Source organism: Pirellulales bacterium, assembly GCA_035939775.1.
Lineage (GTDB): Bacteria > Planctomycetota > Planctomycetia > Pirellulales > DATAWG01 > DASZFO01.
Genome location: DASZFO010000083.1, coordinates 21,795 through 38,849 on the forward strand (window position 1 = coordinate 21,795; position 17,055 = coordinate 38,849).

At 60.3% G+C, this 17,055-nt stretch carries 11 protein-coding genes; 8 read left to right on the forward strand and 3 right to left on the reverse strand.

What is annotated here, in order from left to right:
* Positions 1-71: 71 nt before the first annotated feature.
* From VGY55_04785 to VGY55_04805, 5 genes are all read left to right on the forward strand, one after another.
* Complete coding sequence (locus tag VGY55_04785) at positions 72-839, forward strand: PIG-L family deacetylase (protein ID HEV2969285.1); 768 nt, start codon at positions 72-74, stop codon at positions 837-839.
* Positions 840-842: 3 nt separating this feature from the next.
* Positions 843-1,874: an L-threonine 3-dehydrogenase gene (gene tdh / locus VGY55_04790; GenBank protein ID HEV2969286.1), complete on the forward strand. Its 1,032-nt coding sequence runs from the start codon at positions 843-845 to the stop codon at positions 1,872-1,874.
* A 135-nt stretch (positions 1,875-2,009) separates the two neighbouring features.
* Positions 2,010-2,603, forward strand: a complete 594-nt coding sequence (locus VGY55_04795) for a hypothetical protein (protein ID HEV2969287.1) — start codon at positions 2,010-2,012, stop codon at positions 2,601-2,603.
* Between the two features lie 298 nt (positions 2,604-2,901).
* Entirely contained in the window at positions 2,902-3,612 is a 711-nt protein-coding gene (locus tag VGY55_04800) for a GIY-YIG nuclease family protein (GenBank protein HEV2969288.1), read from the forward strand.
* 124 nt (positions 3,613-3,736) lie between these two features.
* Positions 3,737-4,924: a glycine C-acetyltransferase gene (locus tag VGY55_04805; GenBank protein HEV2969289.1), complete on the forward strand. Its 1,188-nt coding sequence runs from the start codon at positions 3,737-3,739 to the stop codon at positions 4,922-4,924.
* Here the strand turns inward: VGY55_04805 and mgtA are convergent.
* Both mgtA and VGY55_04815 read right to left on the reverse strand, forming a co-directional pair.
* Complete coding sequence (gene mgtA, locus VGY55_04810) at positions 4,921-7,611, reverse strand: magnesium-translocating P-type ATPase (protein ID HEV2969290.1); 2,691 nt, start codon at positions 7,609-7,611, stop codon at positions 4,921-4,923. The two genes, VGY55_04805 and mgtA, sit on opposite strands and share 4 nt — an antisense overlap.
* A gap of 327 nt (positions 7,612-7,938) precedes the next feature.
* On the reverse strand, positions 7,939-9,330 hold the full coding sequence (locus VGY55_04815; GenBank protein ID HEV2969291.1) for a serine/threonine-protein kinase: 1,392 nt from the start codon (positions 9,328-9,330) through the stop codon (positions 7,939-7,941).
* 304 nt (positions 9,331-9,634) lie between these two features.
* Between VGY55_04815 and VGY55_04820 the strand changes: the two genes are divergently transcribed.
* From VGY55_04820 to VGY55_04830, 3 genes are all read left to right on the forward strand, one after another.
* Positions 9,635-10,264, forward strand: coding sequence for an isoprenylcysteine carboxylmethyltransferase family protein (locus VGY55_04820; protein HEV2969292.1), 630 nt, complete (start codon positions 9,635-9,637; stop codon positions 10,262-10,264).
* 195 nt (positions 10,265-10,459) lie between these two features.
* Entirely contained in the window at positions 10,460-13,066 is a 2,607-nt protein-coding gene (locus VGY55_04825) for a sodium-translocating pyrophosphatase (protein HEV2969293.1), read from the forward strand.
* A gap of 6 nt (positions 13,067-13,072) precedes the next feature.
* On the forward strand, positions 13,073-15,307 hold the full coding sequence (locus VGY55_04830) for an MFS transporter (GenBank protein ID HEV2969294.1): 2,235 nt from the start codon (positions 13,073-13,075) through the stop codon (positions 15,305-15,307).
* On the opposite strand, the gene guaA is transcribed toward VGY55_04830, so the two are convergent.
* Positions 15,270-16,853, reverse strand: a complete 1,584-nt coding sequence (guaA, locus tag VGY55_04835; protein ID HEV2969295.1) for a glutamine-hydrolyzing GMP synthase — start codon at positions 16,851-16,853, stop codon at positions 15,270-15,272. The genes VGY55_04830 and guaA overlap by 38 nt on opposite strands.
* Positions 16,854-17,055: the final 202 nt, after the last annotated feature.

The window sequence follows — 17,055 nt, forward strand, 5'->3', positions numbered from 1 at the left end:
GCGTAGGCGACGCTGCCGGCGTCGCGTTGCCCAATTCTGTGATCCGACACGAGCAGAATCAAGATTAACGCATGTCGGAAGATGTCGCACAACTCGATGTGATTGCAGTCGGAGCGCATCCTGACGATGTCGAGATCGCTTGTGGCGGCACGCTGGCGCGGCTCGTGCGCCAAGGTTATCGCGTGGGCATCGTCGATCTTACCGACGGTGAGCCGACTCCGGCTTCGCCGGGCCCTGAGGTGCGGCTGGCTGAGGCAAAACAAGCGGCCGAGACGCTCGGAATTCATGCCAGGATCCAGCTCGACCTGCCCAATCGCCGGTTGTTCGATTGCTTCGAGGCGCGGGTGGCTCTGGGCAAGGTTTTTCGCCGCTATCGGCCGCGGCTGGTGCTTGGATTCGGTGAGAAAACGCCGCTCGCCTCGCCCGACCATTTTCAGGCGATGCAGATTACTGATGCGGGCGTGTTTTACTCGCGGCTAACGAAGTGGGACCAATACTTCGACGGGTTGCCGGTGCACACGATCTCCGGATACCTCTACTACACTTTGGCTTTTAGTACGCTAAGCCAACTGCCGGGCTACGGGCATCTGGTGGTCGATATTGGCGAGACATTGGACGAAAAGCTGGCCGCGATTCGCTGCTACCAGACGCAGTTCCCCCCCGCGAAGGCCCATGTGATTGAGCGGGTCAAAGCCGTGGCGCTCGCGCAAGGAATGGCGGCCGGCTATACGGCCGGTGAAACATTTGCCAGCCCGCGGGCGCTTGGTACCAAGAACCTGATGCACTTTCTGTTTGGCGAAGCCCCAGGCGACGAGCCGCGGAAAGAAGACGTTCGCTAACCAATGAAAGCACTTGTCAAGAAACGGTCCGAGCCGGGACTGTGGCTCGACGACATTCCGGTTCCGTCGATCGGCATCAATGACGTGCTGATCGAGGTGCTGCGGACGGGCATCTGTGGCACCGACGTGCATATCTACAAGTGGGACGCCTGGGCGCAGAAAACGATCCCCGTGCCGATGGCGGTCGGGCATGAATTTGTCGGTCGGATCGTCGAGGTCGGCGCGAATGTGAAGGATTTTCACGTCGGCGAGATCGTCAGCGGCGAGGGGCACGTCGTCTGCGGCCGCTGCCGAAATTGCCTGGCCGGTCGCCGCCATCTTTGCAAAGACACCAAGGGGATCGGCGTCAATCGGCCGGGGGCGTTCGCCGAGTATCTCGCGCTGCCGATGACCAACGTTTGGGTCCACGATCCGGCGATCTCGCGCGACGTGCAGGCGCTGTTCGATCCGTTCGGGAATGCCGTGCATACGGCGCTGTCGTTCGATCTATTGGGCGAGGATGTGCTGATCACGGGCGCCGGACCGATCGGCATCATGGCCGCCGCTGTGGCGCGTCACGCGGCGGCGCGGTATGTCGTCGTCACCGATGTGAACCCGTATCGCTTGGAGCTGGCCCGGCGGATGGGAGCGACGCTGGCGGTCGATGTCCGCGAGCAGCGGATCGCCGACGCCCAGCGGCAGCTCGGAATGAGAGAGGGCTTCGACGTCGGGCTGGAAATGTCGGGCAATTCGGCCGCGTTTCGCGACATGCTCGCCAACATGTGCCACGGCGGCAAGATCGCCATGCTCGGCATCCCCGAGCGAGAGATGGCCATCGATTGGAACACGGTCGTGTTCAACATGCTCACGATCAAGGGCATCTACGGCCGCGAGATGTACGAAACCTGGTACAAAATGACTGTCATGCTCCAATCGGGACTCGACATCAGCCCCGTAATTACCCACCGCTTCCCGTATCAAGAATTCGAGAAGGGATTCGAAGCGATGATCTCGGGGCAATCGGGAAAGGTGATCCTGACGTGGAAAGAGGGATAGACCGTGCGGCACTGGCCGCAATGGGTGGCACTGGCCAGCGAAGCGAAGCGCAGTCGGCCAGTGCGCGCCGCACGGTGGTCTAAGCGCCACCTTGAATCGTTGCAACGGCCCACCAATTCCATCAAACTCGACATCATGCCCAGCATTCAACAGAAGTACAAAACGATCCGTCATTATCAGAATCCGGGCGATTGCCACGAACTTACGTTCTCCTGCTTCCACCGAATTGCGCTATTGACCAACGATCCGTGGCGAGAGCTGCTGGCCGACAGCATTGACAAATCGCTCGACGATCACGCGCTGCGCCTGTCTGCATTTGTCTTTACGCCGGAACACGTCCACTTGCTGGTGTGGCCGATCGATCCGACGGAGGCGACGATCGGTCAGTTTCTCAAGACGGCCAAGCTGTCTTGTTCAACCAAGATCAAGCACCGCTTAATCCTCGCCCGAAGCCCGCTCGTCAAACGGCTAACCATCATCGAACGCCCCGGCAAGCCCGTGTTCCGTTTTTGGCAGGAGGGGCCGGGATACGACCGCAACCTGAACAAGCCCGAGACGGTTCAGGCCTCGATCAATTACATCCACGAGAACCCCGTGAAGCGCAAGCTCTGCCGTCGCGCCGTCGATTGGCGCTGGTCGAGCGCACGGCATTATTTTCCGACCCCAGGATTGCCGCCTGTCGCCAGCCCACGCCTGACGCCGTTACCAGCGGAGTTCTTGATGACGTAAAGAAGCCGGCGACAAGTGGCGCGCGGCAACGGCCGACTTCCTGGCCAGTGTCACCCGGAATATGGCCGGACTGGGGGTGTGGACAATGGAGATTCCGATGTCGTTGATGTTCAATTCGATTCTGCGGGACGCCGACATAGGTCTTGAGCACGTTCGCCTCATACGTCACAAGGACAATCGTGCCGCCCGGGGTCACACGCCGTACGATTTGTGGCGCGATAATCGCCCACAATTCGAGCTCTATCAATCAACAAAAAACATCAAGAACCGCGCAAAACTCAACTCGAAATAGTGGGCCGTGTTCTTGGGGACGCCCACCGATGAAGCGCTGTTTGTCGGGCTCTACAGCGTGATGTATCGCGGGCTCTTGGAAGAAGATCAGTTAATGCCCCACATGCCAGCACAAATGTACAAAGCGGCTAGTTGGGATCGCTACGATCTAACCCTGCGGCAGTCACTCTCCGATCTTATCGGCAGACTCGTGGTCGACTGGGGAGCGCGACAGTGGGTTCAATACCCTCACAAGAACAACAAGCCAGTCGTCGAATTGCGTGCGGAATTCAAGGAGCCCGATTTTCCAGGCTTCTTGAACTTCATAAAACCGCTATCCGAGATCGACAGCCTTCCAAGCAATTGGATAACTGCGCTCAAATCCTGCAGGGGTATCTATTGCCTTTCATGCCCCAGAACAAAGGAGCAATACGTGGGATCCGCAACTGGCGAGGAAGGCTTTTGGCAACGTTGGCAGGATTACGTCCGGACCCGCCACGGCGGCAATGTTACGCTCAAGAGCCGAGATCCAAGTGATTATCAAGTGTCGATTCTCGAAGTGGCGGGGAGCGCTTTGACAGATGATGAAATCTCAAAGTTGGAACAGCGGTGGATGAAAAAAATTGCAGAGCAAGGAGATGGGCTTAAATCGCTAACCGACGCTGCCGTAGGGCTGGCACGGGCCAGCGACGTCGCGCAATTGGGACCCCGGCCATTGCAGGACTCTCGGGCCGAATGATGCGCCAAGAGAGAAGACAACCGTTCGCTCGTGACGCGACGACCAACGGCGCGCCGCACTGGCCGACTTCGCTGCGCTTCGCTGGCCAGTGCCACCCATCCGTGTCACAGGGACGTCATCAACTATGTACGCAGCCTTCAAACAGCACCTGAAAGATCAGCTCGCCGCGATCCATTCCGCCGGGCTCTTCAAGCCGGAGCGAGCTCTTACAACGGCGCAGCAAGCGCACGTCGGCGTGCCAGGGCGCTCCGATGTGCTCAACATGTGCGCGAACAATTACCTCGGCTTGGCGAATCATCCCGAGGTGGTCGCCGCCGCTCGCGAAGCATTGGATCGGTGGGGCAACGGCCTCGCCTCGGTCCGATTCATCTGTGGCACGCAACGACCGCATCGAGAACTTGAGCGAAAAATCGCCGACTTCGTCGGTTGCGAGGACGCAATCCTCTATTCCTCCTGCTTCGACGCGAACGGCGGGTTGTTTGAGACACTTCTCGGCGCCGACGACGCCGTGATCTCCGACGAGCTGAACCACGCCTCGATCATCGACGGCGTCCGGCTTTGCAAGGCCCAACGGTTTCGTTATCGCAACAACGACATGGCTGATCTCGAAGCCAAGTTGATCGAAGCCAAAGGCGCGCGATTCCGCTTGATCGCCACCGACGGCGTCTTCTCAATGGATGGAGTGATCGCAAATCTGCCGGGAATCTGCGATCTGGCCGAGCGATATGACGCGCTCGTAATGGTCGATGATTCCCATGCGACCGGCGTGCTGGGGAAGCATGGCCGGGGAACGCACGAGCAACACGGCGTCATGGGACGGATCGACATCCTCACCGGCACGCTCGGCAAAGCGCTCGGCGGCGCGACGGGAGGCTACACAGCCGCTCGGGCCGAGATCGTCGAATTCCTTCGCCAGCGCTCGCGCCCGTATCTCTTCTCCAACTCGGTCGCCCCGCCGGTCGTCGGATCGGCTCTGAAAGCGATCGACTTGCTCACGGCCTCGACGGAGCTGCGCGACCGGCTAGGGGAAAACACCCGCTACTTCCGTGGGCAGATGACGGAGCACGGGTTCAACATCGTGCCGGGGGAGCATCCAATCGTGCCGATCATGCTCGGCGACGCCGCGCTCGCAAGCCGGATGGCCGAGCGGATGCTGGAGCGAGGAGTCTACGTCGTCGGCTTCTCCTATCCCGTCGTGCCGCAAGGCAAAGCCCGCATCCGCGTGCAAGTTTCCGCAGCCCATTCGCGTGACGATCTCGATTTTGCTGTCGAAGCGTTCAGGGCCGTCCGCGACGAAATGAAGTTGCGCTAAATCCACCGCCTGCGGACCAGCCAGGTCTTCACGATCTGCGTGAGCACGATATAGCAAAACAGGATCGCGATCACGATCGGCCAATAGAGTCCGGGCACCGGCACGAAGCCGAGGAATTCGGCGATCGGGGAGAACGGCAGCCAGACGCCGATGCCCATGATCACCGCCGTGGTGACGATCACCGGCCAGCTTGCTCGGCTTTGGATGAAGGGAATCTTGTTGGTGCGAATGACGTGGATAATCAGCGTCTGGGTCAGCAACGATTCGATGAACCAACCGGTTTGAAAGAGCTTTGTTCCATGGGCGGTCGCGTCGGTATGGGGCAGCCAAGCCTTGAAAACATACATCATGACGAAGAACGTCACGTAATCGAAGATCGAGCTGCACGGCCCAATCAACAGAATGAATCGAGTAATATCTTTCATCGACCATGGGTGCGGCTTAGCCACAAGCTCGGGATCGACGTCGTCGGTCGGGATCGGAACCTGTGAAAAGTCGTAGAGCAGATTGTTAGTGAGAATCTGGATCGGGGCCATCGGCTCGAACGGCAGAAATGCGCTGGCCCCGAGCACACTGAACATATTGCCGAACGACGAACTGGCCCCCATCCGAATGTATTTAAGGATATTGGCGAACACGTTGCGCCCTTCGAGAATCCCCTCTTCGAGCACGAGCAGGCTTTTTTCGAGCAGAATCACGTCGGCCGATTCCTTGGCGATATCGACGGCCGTATCGACGGAGATTCCCACGTCCGCGGCCCGCAGCGCCGGCGCGTCGTTGATTCCGTCTCCCATGAAGCCGACGACGTGCCCCTTGCTCTGCAACGCCTTGATGATCCGCTGTTTGTGGGCGGGCGAAAGCCGAGCGAAGAGAGTCGTCTTGCCTGCCGCTTCGGCCAATTCCGTGTCGTTCATTTTTTCGACTTGGACCCCGAGGAGCGTCGATTCGGTGGGAATGCCCACTTCGGAGCAGATTTTCCGGCTCACCAGGTCGTTGTCCCCCGTGAGCACCTTCACATCGACGCCATGCTGCCGCAGGGCCACGATGGCGGGCGACGCCGTCTCCTTGGGCGGATCGAGAAACGCGATGTAGCCGCGGAGCACGAGATTGGATTCGTCGTCCTTGGAAAAGACGGTCTTGCTGCGATCAAAGTCGCGGTAGGCGATCCCCAGCACGCGGAATCCGTCGCTCGAGAGCCGTTCATATTCCTCGCGCAAGTCCTCGATCAGAATCTGTTCGATCGGATAAAGCTTTCCTTCCAGCTCGAATGTCATGCAGCGTTTGAACAACTCCTCCGGCGCCCCCTTGCAAACCAAGCGGTGCTTTGCTTCCGGCGTTTCGACGACGACCGACATCAACCGCCGCTGAAAATCGAACGGGATTTCGTCGATCTTCTTGTAATCTTGCAAAGCAGAAATGCCCTGGACTTTTTCGTGCTGGAGCACCGCCCGGTCGAGCACGTTTTTTAGTCCGGTCTGAAAATGACTGTTGAGATACGCCAAGATGAGCACGTTGTCGTCTTCCTCTCGCACCACGTCGCAATGGTGCTGAAGAATAACGCGGTCGAGCGTGAGCGTTCCCGTTTTATCGGTGCAGAGCACGTCCATCGCCCCGAAGTTCTGGATCGAATTCAACCGCTTGACGATCACCTTTTTCCGCGACATGGCCAGCGCCCCTTTGGAGAGGCAAACGGTCACGATCATCGGCAACATTTCGGGCGTCATCCCGACCGCGACGGCCACGGAAAATAAGAAGGCCTCCTTGAGCGTCGTGAGATTCTCACCCCGAAACAGTCCCGCGCTCCAATCGAGCTTTGTGGCGGCGTTGATGATGAATACCGTGGGAGCCATAACCAAGATGAATTTGATCATCAGCCAAGTGAACTTGCTGACCCCTTTATCGAAGCTGGTTTGCACGTCTTGAGAGACGATCGCCTTGGCCATCCCGCCCAAATATGTGTTCGAGCCGGTTGCGCTCACTACCGCCAGCGCCGTGCCGCTCTCGACGCTCGTACCGAGAAAGCACGTGTTTTTCAGTTCTAAGGCGGGGCAACTGTCGACCGGCTCGGCAGCGTCGAATTTCTCGACCGGGAACGATTCGCCCGTAAGGCTGGCCTGGATCAAGAACAAATCCTTACACGATAGCAGCCGCAAATCGGCCGGGATCATGTCGCCGGCTGCCAGCTTGACCACGTCTCCGGGAGCCACTTGCGCCAGCGGGACTTCCCGCGCTGCGCCGCCACGGACCACGGTCGCCGTGACGCTGATCATCGCCTTGAGCGCCGCTGCGGCGCTGTCGGCCTTAGACTCCTGCCAGAACCGCAATCCGACTCCCAAGACAATCATGACGAGCATGACGACGGCCGAACCGAGATCGTCCGTGAGCACCGAAATGATCGCCAACGCAGCTAGGAGGATCACCAGCGGATTGAGGATCGCCCGGATTAAGAGCTTGAGGCGACTATGATGTTCCGCCTCGGTGACGACGTTGTAGCCGTATTGTTCGAGCCGCCGTTCGGCCTCTTCCTCACTGAGACCGTCCGGCGAACTGACGAGCTTTTGCAAGACCTCGGGGGTCGCCGTCGCTGCCAACTCCGTTAGCAGCGGAGAGACTTTGATCGCCGGCGCCTGCCGACGTAATGAAGGGATTAGTCGCTTTGGCAGTACAGAGGTGGGACGGATCGGCATGACGCGACCGGCACGTGACAAGTGGCAAGTTACGAGTTGACCGCGGGCCGACGACGAGTCCGCGCCGATGCCGACGGCGCGCGGTTTTGCCGCCGCAGGATTCGGTATTGTTGGTCGCGTGGTGGGCGTTTGCAAGGGCTGAGGACGCCGCTTGCCGCAATTCTTTTCGTCACAACGACCGGGATTATTAGCGGCGCGTGAAAGCGATGCCGCGGCGCATTCCGCTGGTCGATGCTGCCAGCGTCGGAACTGACGGCGGCGTCAGGGGCGAACACAAAGACCGACGATCTCGGGGCGGGCGTCGTGCGAGAAAACGGGAGCCGCGGCCTACGGGCTGCCGAGCGCCCGAATCATCGCCACCAGCACAGCCACGGCAGCCGCCATCGCAAGCGGCATCAGAATGATCAGCACCCACATCAGAAGCGGAGTTTCGCGGAGTCTCTCCCACATCAAGCTGAGAAACCGTTTCGGTGCCGCCGCCAGCCGCCGCGGCAGTCCGTTGGGAAGCGTCTCCTCATCGCCCGACGCCACTGGATCGGTCCCTTGCGAAACCTGGCTGTGGCCGGGATCGGCGGAGAGCAGGTGAACAAACTCGGCAAATTCGCCGCCGACCTCGCCGGATTGGTCAGGCGGAAGAGTCGGGGGCTTGTTGGATTGCGGAGGAACACCCGCCGTCTGGTCCCATTCCAATGGTCCCGGCACATTATCTCCGGCCCAAGGCGCCAAACGGCGCATCACTTCGGCGGCCGTTTGAATCCGCTCTTTCGGGTCTTTCTTCATCATGTCGTTGATGACCGCGACGAACTCTTCGCTGAGCGACGTGTTGAGTCGGCGCGCGGGCACGGGCGTATCGTTGCAATGCCGATGGGCCTTTTCGGAAGTGGTTCCACCGCCGTAGGGCACTTTGCCCGTAACCGCGTAATAGAGTGTGCAGCCCAGCGAATAAACGTCACCGGCCGGCGTCACCATTCGAGGATCGAGAATCAGCTCCGGAGGCAAATAATCGGCGGTCCCGACGATCTTGCCAGAGAGAAATGCGGGGTCGTCCTCGTTCAGCCAGCCGGCCAATCCGAGATCGGAAACCTTCGTATGCCCTTCGGGGGTCACGAGCAGATTGCCTGGCTTCACGTCGCGATGGACGAGCCCGAGTTCGTGGGCATGTTTCAGACCATCGGCGGCCTGCGAAATGATGGTAGCTGCCTCGTGCATGCTCAGGGGGCCGCGGTTGCGAACGTAACGCCGCAGATCGGTCCCCGGAATGTATTCTGTTACCAGGAAATAGACATTTCGAGCGTGGCCCGCATCGAATGCCCGCACCAGGTGCTCGTGATCCAGCTTGGCCTGGGCGCGAATTTCACGGGTAAAGCTGGCAATGGCTGCAGCGGTCGATTTCTCCGCCGGAAGGACTTTGACGGCTACCACGCGGCCCATCATCACGTGTTCGGCCTTGTAGACTCGGCCCATCCCCCCGTGACCGATTTCATCCAGGATCCAATAGGGACCAAGGTTCAGGCTCGAATTGCCGGCCAGAAGCTGATTGGCCTGATAAGAGTTCAGCCGACCCATCACGATCAGCTTGTCGGCCAAATCGCGGTCGACGATGGTCGCTTTCGTCGCGGTTGTGCCCTCTTTGGAGCGCAATTCGGCGAGCGCGCATTCCATATCGGCCTGCGTAACCAGACCGCTGGCCAAAGCACATTGATAAAACTTTGATTGCATTCGAGACGCTGCTCGCAGCTACCGTAATTGCCGTCGCTCCGCATTTCCTTATGCCACCTTCCAAACCGCGGCCGTTAATCCCTCAACAGTAGGGTATACTCCAGCCAACGTGCAGACCCCTTCAACATCAAGCCTACTTTATGCACTTATGCCGCGCCAAGCATTTCGAGAAAGATACTTGCGTTGACGCGGCGAGGCAAAGACACTATTGTTCCGCCTCGTCTTTTCTGGCGGAGAGACCGGTGTCTTCCAGCCCGGTTCCGGGCCCATTGCGTCTCGATCAACCCGTCGACATCTCGCACTTATGGCCACAGCGGGCATTTCCGACAACGTCGGCTGGTGGTCGAGGATCCAGCCCTGGCTGTGTTTGTTGCCATCGGCGCTTACGCTTGGGCTGGCCCTGGTTTCCAGCCCCAGGATCCCAGTCGGCTCCTGGACTCAATTCTACGTCGATACGCTCGGCTGGCTAAGTTTTGTCCTTGGCGCCGCGCTTCGCTGGTGGAGTGCGTTGTATCTGGCCAGCACGCCGCGAACCGCGTTGATGACCTCGGGACCTTTTTCAATCTGTCGCAATCCGATGCAAATTGGGAACCTGCTGCTCGGGTTTTCGTTGGTGCTGTTTGTGGCCAGTGCGACATTCGCGCTAGGATTTGCGATCGGAGCGGCGGCCTGTCTCTCGATGATTTTGGCGGCCGAGGAGAAACGACTGACGAGAAGTCATGGGACCGAATACCGGCAATATTGCCACCGCGTCGGGCGGTTCTTGATTCGCCCGACTCTCTTTCAATCGCCGGAAACCCTCTTCATCGACGCGGCGCAATTGGCCGGGGAACTGCGCCTCACCGCCATCTGGATGTGGCTGCCGGTAGTCGGTAAAACGATGGCGCAAATGCGGGTCGAGACCTGGTGGCCGCACCTGCTGCACCTGCCATAAACCGGAATGTTGGAGTTCAGGCTTTAGCCTGCAAGCGGCAGCCTAAAGGCTGAACTCCAACGATCAGACCCCGGTGTTTGGCCCTCGATACCTATTGCCTAACTCGTTTTGAATCGGTAGCTTACCCGTTCGCTAAGGACGAATACATAAACTGTATCGCTCACGGTATCCAGGGATTTCGGGGAGAATGGAATTATGAAAAGGCTGCCGACGCCGGTTCTGGCCGTAATTTGTGCGGGTTTCTTGCTTGCGGCGGGTTGGCAAGGCACGGGAGCCACCGACGCTACCTCGCCCGCGGAAGGCGCTTCGGCGAAGACCTCCGAGAAGGTCGAACTCTTTAAGCCGCTCACCAGCGCTGAGTACGCTCCGGCGGAAAAGATCGCGCTGGTGTCTAACGTCGTGGTAGCGCTCGCCGGTTTGGCGTACGCCCTGATGTTGGTGGGCTATGTGCGGCGGGCCGATCAGGGCACGCCGCGAATGCAAGAGATCGCCCACGCCGTTCGCGAAGGGGCAGATGCCTATTTGTTTCGTCAGTTTCGCGTTGTCGGCGTACTGATCGTCATCATCACGGGCGTGCTATATTGGGCGGCCAAAACCGCTAACGCGCCCCAGGAGATCGCCGTCGGCCGGGCCGTGGCGTTTCTCGTCGGCTCGGTCTTTTCGGCCACGGTCGGCTTCATCGGCATGCGGTTGGCAACGGTCGGAAATCTTCGGGTTGCCGCCGCCGCGCGAACCAGCTTCGGCCAAGCTCTGCAACTTGGCTACCGCACCGGCACAATCACGGGCATGCTCACCGACGGCCTCGGTCTGTTGGGCGGCTCGATCATCTTCTTGATCTACGGCGAGCGAGCGTATGAGGCCCTGTTGGGCTTTGGGTTCGGCGGCACGCTGCTGGCTCTGTTCATGCGCGTCGGCGGAGGCATCTACACCAAGGCTGCCGACGTCGGGGCCGATCTGGTCGGGAAGGTCGAGAAGGACATTCCTGAAGACGATCCGCGCAACGCCGCCACGATCGCCGACAACGTGGGGGACAACGTCGGCGACTGCGCCGGCATGGCCGCCGACATCTTCGAAAGCTACGAAGTCACGATCGTCGCCGCAATGATCCTCGGCATCGCCAGCTTCGGCCATAAGGGAGTTATCTTCCCGCTCTTGGTCCGTGCCATCGGCGTCATTGCCAGCATCATCAGCACGTATAGCGTCAAGGCCGGCGACAAGGGGACTGCCGCCGAGGCGATGAAGAGCGTCAACCGCGGCTTCGTCATCGGCTCGTGCATCAGCGTGGTCGGCTTCATCGTGCTCGGCTGGTTCTACCTGCGATACGACAACAACTATCTCACCAATTATCCCCAGGCACAGGCGGCCTTTGCTCATCGAGTCCCCGAGAAAGTCACTGAGGGTCTGCCCACATGGGTTACGCTTGGCCAGTCCGACCTCGACATGCGCCCGGCCTGGGCCTGCTTGATCGGGATCATCCTGGCCGTCGCACTCAACAAATGCACCGAATACTACACCGGCACCGAGTATTCGCCGGTCAAGAGCCTCGCCAAAAGTTGCGAAACGGGGCATGCCACCAATATCATCCAAGGCTTCGCCGTCGGCTACGAGAGCAGTGTGGCGGCGGTGTTGATCATTGCCGCCGCCATCCTTGCCAGCGCTCTAGTATTTGTCGGCACTACCGCGACGTTCGTGGCCTTCGGCGTCGCCATGGCGGGCATCGGAATGCTCACGCTCACGGGCAACACGATCTCGATGGACGTGTTCGGTCCGGTGGCCGACAACGCCAACGGCATCGGCGAGATGGGCTACAACAAGGACAGCAACAACCGCGAACTCCAGCCAGGTGATCCCGGTTATATGCCGCCCGCGGATTACAAGCGATCGCGGCAGATTCTGGCCGATCTCGATGCGGTGGGGAACACGACCAAGGCGATCACCAAAGGGATTGCCATCGGCTCGGCGGTGATCGCCGCCGTTTCGCTGTTCAACAGCTTCATCGTTTCGGTCGGCTCCGGCGGCAAGGGAGAGAACGTACGGATCACCGAGGACATTTACAACCTCGTCGCTTCGCAATTGACGCTCTCCAATCCCAAGCTGTTCATCGGCATGTTGATCGGAGGCGCCGTGCCGTTCTTGTTCAGCTCGATGACGATTCGGGCGGTGGGCCGGGCGGCGTTTCTAATCGTCAAGGAATGCCGAATTCAATTCCGCGACAAGGAGATTTGGGCCGGCACAAAAAAACCCGACTACGGCCGCGTCGTCGATATCTGCACCGGCGCGGCCCAAAAGGAATTGGTTGGGCCCGCGCTATTGGCCTTGTTCGTGCCGCTGTTGGTTGGCTTCGGGCTGGGGACGGTCGCGCTCGCCGGGTTTTTGGGCGGCATGATCGTCACCGGCCAATTGCTGGCCGTGTTCATGGCCAATGCCGGCGGCGCCTGGGACAATGCCAAGAAGACGATCGAGGACGAGCCCCGCGACATGGAGCGCAACACCGGCAAGGGAAGCGAGAAGCACAAGGCGAGCGTCACTGGCGATACGGTGGGCGATCCGCTCAAGGACACTGCCGGCCCGGCCATCAATCCGCTGATCAAGGTGATGAACATGGTCAGCCTGTTGATCATCCCGCTCGTGCTCCCGTTCGACACCGAATTGCTCGGCAAGTTGCCGACTGTCAAAGCAGCCATAACCGAACCGCCGTCGATGGGCATGTTCTGGGGCGTGATTGTCGTTTGCGTGCTCGGTTTGGTATGGGCCGTTTGGCAATCGAAACGCGAAACGCTCGAAATGGGCGATACACAATAGGGCATCATGCCGAGCGAAACCTCCGAGAGTCTGCTGAAATCGCGGAGTTATATCGGGCTGCTCTTGGCCCAGTTTCTGGCCGCCTTCAACGATCAGGCGATCCACTTCGTCGCAATTTTTTACGCCGGCGACATGCTGGTGCGCTATGTCGGCACGAAGCACATCGACGAAAAGGCGGTTGTGACGATCGTCACGGCCTGCTTCATCTCACCGTTCTTCTTCTTCTCTCCTCTGGCCGGCGTGCTGGCCGACAAGTTCAGCAAGCGGGCGATCATCGTTTTCTGGAAATACGCCGAGATCGCGATTACAGGCGTGGCGCTGGTAGGTTTTCTCCTGCCGCATGCCGCCGGCTGGGGCTGGGCCAGCCCGCAAACGCTGGCCGTGCTCGGGGCTGCGCTCGTGGTGGCGGCGGTGTTCATGATGGGAACCCATAGCGCGTTTTTCATTCCCGCCAAATACGGGATTATGCCGGAGATTCTTAGCACCTCGGTCCTCTCGCGCGGCAACGGGCTATTGGAGGGGACGAGCTTCACGGCGAATATTCTCGGCACGGCGTTCGGCGGTTTTTGCTACGCGGCGCTCAAATCCAGAATTCTCGATAGCGGCGAGCTTGAGCCTGGCAAGGAATGGCTCATCGGAGTCGTCTTGCTGGGGTTGGCGATGGTCGGGACTCTTGCGGCGCGCTTCATCGCGCGCATTCCGGCCGCCGCGCCCGACCAACCTCTGATCTGGCAGCCCTGGATTCCCTTGAAGTCGAGCTTCGCGGTGCTGCGCTGCTCGCGGCCGCTCGTGCTGGCCACCGTTGGAATCGCCTTTTTCACCTTCATGACGCTGTTCTTGCGGCAAACGTTGATCTTTCAGGGCGAGTCCGCGAAGGATTACCACGAGTATTTTCAACGTCGCAAGACCGAACGAGTGATTCGAGACAAGGTGGCTGAACGCGCCCGCGAACGCGCGGCGGAGGAGGCGGCACTCAGCGACGATGCGAATTCGGCAGGACCTAGCCCGTCGGGAACCGCCACGGATGATTTCATCAATCCCGCGGACGTCATCCCTGAGGCCAGTCCGGCTCAGCGCGCCGAGCTTCGAATCGCAATGTTGGCGGCGCTTGTCGGACTCGGCGTGGGCATCGGCTGCGCCGCTGCTGGAATGCTCTCCGGTGATCGGATCGAGTTGGGACTAGTTCCGATCGGCGCGGTCCTCATGTTCTTGCTAACCTTGGCGTTGGCCGGCGCGATTCCCGTCGGCCGCGGCGAATCGGAATGGCCAACCCGGCTCTTTTTGATCCTGGTCGGCATTGCGGCGGGACTCTACATCGTGCCGCTGTACACGGTTCTCCAACATCGGGCTCCAAAGGAGAGTAAGGGAAGCCTGGTGGCGATGAGCAATTTCCTCAACGTCAGCGGCGGACTGGTGGCGATCGGCGTGTTTTATTTCTTGACATACGCCTTTCAGTCGTTATTTAGGCTGAATTTGAGTCGGGAGGATGCGAAGATCTCCTTCGAAAAGTTGTCGCAGTATGTCAATCAGCTTCAATTGCAACTGCGAATACCGCCCCTGCTGTTTCTCGCGGCAAGCCTGATCACGTTGGTGATGATGCTACTGCTCTGCTTCGCTCGGCCCGATTTCGTATTGCGGACGTTTTCTTGGTTTCGCGTGCCGGGCCGGCGACGGCTGCACGCCGTCGGGCTTTCCAATGTGCCGGCCGACGGCCACATCATTCTCGCGACCAATTGCCACGGCCTGGATCAGTGGCTTCAAGTGCTCTCGGCCATCGACCGCGGCATGCGATTCGTCATACGCGACGGTGCATCGCGAAACGGCGAGGGCAACGATCGATTCCTCGAATCGGTCGCGCGAGGGCTGCGTGTGCTCATTCCCGAGCCGACGTCGACCAATGGGCGCGATTGGGAAAAGTTGGTCGACAACGGTGCGACGACGCTCGAGGCGGGGAGCCTGATCGGACTGGCCCTTGACTGTCCGGAGACCAAGAACGAAGCCGATTTGCTTTTGCAGGAACTTCAATCGCGAGTGCCCTCGGAGGTCCTGCCGGTTTACTGCGGCGCCGGTCCGACCGGGCACGCGGCGCTGCACCACACCGCCTGGCGACCGATCGTCGCCGTCGGCAAGCCGCTCCCCTTCGGCGCCACGCCGGATCAGATTCGCGCGGCGATTCACGGGCTGGGGGAAGGAGTCGTGCCGCTCACTCCCACTCGATCGTCGCGGGGGGCTTCGAGCTGATGTCGTAGACGACGCGGTTGACGCCTTTCACTTCGTTGATGATCCGCGTCGAGATGCGGGCCAGTAGCTCGTAGGGGAGATGGCTCCAGTCGGCCGTCATGAAGTCTTCGGTTTCCACGGCGCGAACGGCGATCACGTCTTCGTAGGTCCGTGCGTCCCCCATCACGCCGACGCTTTGCACCGGAAGCAGCACGGCAAACACTTGGGCGGTCTGCCGATAGAGCCGGGCGGCCTTGATCTCGTCCACGACGATCGCGTCGGCGTCGCGGAGCGTGTCGAGCCGCTCGCGCGTCACCTCGCCTATGCAGCGGACGGCCAGCCCTGGCCCAGGGAACGGATGCCGCCAAACGATCTCTTCCGGCAGGCCAAGCTGCAACCCGAGCTTTCGCACCTCGTCCTTGAACAGGTCGCGGAGCGGTTCGATCAGCTCGAAGCCCAGTTTATCGGGCAGACCGCCGACGTTGTGATGGAGCTTGATCGTGGCGGCGGGGCCGTCCTGGGCGGCGCCGCTTTCGATCACGTCAGGATACAGTGTCCCTTGGGCAAGAAAATGCGCGCCTTTGATCCGCGCCGCCTCGGCGGTGAAGCATTCGATGAAGGCATGGCCGATCCGCCGGCGCTTCTCCTGCGGGTTGGTTTCGCCGGCGAGTGCCGTGAGGAACTTTTCCTCGGCCTGCACGACGTGCAGATCGGTGCGAAAATGAGTGGTGAACTCACGAATCACTGATTCGGCCTCGTCCTTGCGCAGCAAGCCGTTATCGACCAGGATGCACGACAACTGCGGCCCGATCGCCCGATAGAGAAGCGCCGCCACGACCGACGAATCGACGCCCCCGGACAGCCCGCAGATCACGCGTCGGTCACCGACTTGCTCTCGGACCCGCGCGATCGTTTCCTCGGCGAATTCGCCGAGCCGCCAGGTGCCGGCGCAGCCGCAAACGGTCGTAAGAAAGTTCGCCAAGATTTTCGTGCCGCGCGGAGTGTGCGTCACCTCCGGATGGAATTGCAGGCCGAAGATCGGCAGCCGCCGATGCTTGACCGCGGCGATCGGGCAGGTGCCGGTGCGGGCGAGCGGAACGAAATCGCTCGATACCCGCGACACCTGATCCCCGTGGCTCATCCAGACTTCCGACTGATCGGCCACCCCGGCGAACAGATCGCCGTGCGAGAGCACCTCGACGTGGGCGCGGCCGTATTCTCGCGCCGGAAAACTTTCGACTCGCCCGCCGAGCGCCTCGCAAATCAACTGCATCCCGTAACAGATTCCCAACACGGGAATGCCAAGCTGGAAAATCGTCGGATCGCAGTGCGGCGCTCCCGGTTCGTAGACGCTCGCCGGACCGCCGGAGAGGATGATCCCTTTGGGCGCCAGCGCTTTGACCCGCTCAGCGGAGACGTCGTGCCGGACGATCTCGCAGTAAACGCTTTGCTCGCGGACGCGCCGAGCGATCAACTGGGCATATTGCGAGCCAAAGTCGAAGACGAGGACCTTTTCGTCGGAAATCCGCGCCGGCTCGATTGCCGGCCCGCTCAGTTCGCGGGTCATGACGATCATCCTTCGGCGCCGCTCGCAAGTCGACGCGGCCCGGAAACGAAAAACGCCCGTGGCGACGGGCTTAAAGATGAGATTATAAGGAGCCCGCCGATCGTGGCAAGTGGCGGAAGGGGAAGTACAAAGTATGAAGTACAAAGTACAAAAGAGAGCGGGGTAAAGCGCTGCGGGGCTCGTCGGCCTTCTTCCTCGGTTC

Bases quoted from the DNA above. Each gene is read 5' to 3' on its own strand.
- VGY55_04805 (HEV2969289.1), top strand. From the start codon at position 3,737: ATGTACGCAGCCTTCAAACAGCACCTGAAAGATCAGCTCGCCGCGATC.
- VGY55_04785 (HEV2969285.1), top strand. From the start codon at position 72: ATGTCGGAAGATGTCGCACAACTCGATGTGATTGCAGTCGGAGCGCAT.
- VGY55_04825 (HEV2969293.1), top strand. From the start codon at position 10,460: ATGAAAAGGCTGCCGACGCCGGTTCTGGCCGTAATTTGTGCGGGTTTC.
- VGY55_04815 (HEV2969291.1), bottom strand. From the start codon at position 9,330: ATGCAATCAAAGTTTTATCAATGTGCTTTGGCCAGCGGTCTGGTTACG.
- VGY55_04820 (HEV2969292.1), top strand. From the start codon at position 9,635: ATGGCCACAGCGGGCATTTCCGACAACGTCGGCTGGTGGTCGAGGATC.
- tdh (HEV2969286.1), top strand. From the start codon at position 843: ATGAAAGCACTTGTCAAGAAACGGTCCGAGCCGGGACTGTGGCTCGAC.
- VGY55_04830 (HEV2969294.1), top strand. From the start codon at position 13,073: ATGCCGAGCGAAACCTCCGAGAGTCTGCTGAAATCGCGGAGTTATATC.
- VGY55_04795 (HEV2969287.1), top strand. From the start codon at position 2,010: ATGCCCAGCATTCAACAGAAGTACAAAACGATCCGTCATTATCAGAAT.
- mgtA (HEV2969290.1), bottom strand. From the start codon at position 7,611: ATGCCGATCCGTCCCACCTCTGTACTGCCAAAGCGACTAATCCCTTCA.
- guaA (HEV2969295.1), bottom strand. From the start codon at position 16,853: ATGACCCGCGAACTGAGCGGGCCGGCAATCGAGCCGGCGCGGATTTCC.